This is a genomic window from Snuella lapsa, assembly GCF_039539345.1.
GTDB classification, from domain to species: Bacteria; Bacteroidota; Bacteroidia; order Flavobacteriales; family Flavobacteriaceae; genus Snuella; species Snuella lapsa.
This window is the reverse complement of sequence record NZ_BAABCY010000049.1, coordinates 1-865: the sequence shown is the minus strand read 5'-3', so window position 1 is coordinate 865 and position 865 is coordinate 1. Positions and strand designations below refer to the sequence as shown.

The 865-nt window shown below is 42.1% G+C and carries 1 protein-coding gene; it reads right to left on the bottom strand.

Annotation, left to right across the window (positions count from 1 at the left end):
* Positions 1-196: 196 nt before the first annotated feature.
* The coding region (locus tag ABD792_RS09275; protein WP_345005652.1) for a MopE-related protein at positions 197-865 on the bottom strand (669 nt) is incomplete at its 5' end.

The window sequence follows — 865 nt, the reverse complement described above, 5'->3', positions numbered from 1 at the left end:
TAATTTTTAATATAACTAAAGTGCTGCAATGAAATTGCAGGGTTTTAGACCCTAATTTGAAACCAATAAATTACTACCTAGGGAGCACTATCGCTCCCCTTTAAACATACATATAAATCTTCTATTTCACGGAGATAACAATCTCATTGCACTCTCCTCTCATTAAGCAACGAAGCATCTCTTTTTTCAAACAAACCTAAAATTTCACTACACGCTTTATAAGTTTTCGATTATCGAGTGCTGTAGAAACTTTAAGCAGATACATACCTTGCTGTAACGTTTCTAAGTGGTTCACTGTAATAATACCATTAACACTGATTAAATTGTGTTCGATAATAAGCCGTCCATTTAAATCAAATAGAAATATCTCAAAGTTTTGACTGTTATAACGAGTAGGCAATTCAATTATAAGGTTTGTATTAAATGGGTTCGGTAGCACCTTTATTACATCCAACTCCAAGGCTTCCTCTCCTAAAGCACCATCGTCAATAAACCCATTGCAATCATCATCCTTGTCATTATCCAAAACCTCTTCCGCCCCAGGATGTACATTTATATCGCCGTCGTCACAGTCCGTATTGTTATCGGAATAACCACTGGGAGCAACCGACTCGCAGAGCATCGCCGTGGCCGTAGACCCGTAACCGTCGCCGTCAGCATCTACATAGTACAATTGTGGCTCATGTACCGACGCATCGCCATCGTCACAGTCCGTGTTGTTATCGGAATAACCGTTGGGAGCAACGGACTCGCAGAGCATCGTAGTGGTCGTAGACCCATAACCGTCGCCGTCCGCATCTACATAGTACAGCTGCGGTTCATGTACCGACGCATCGCCATCGTCACAGTCCGTGTTATCGCTCAC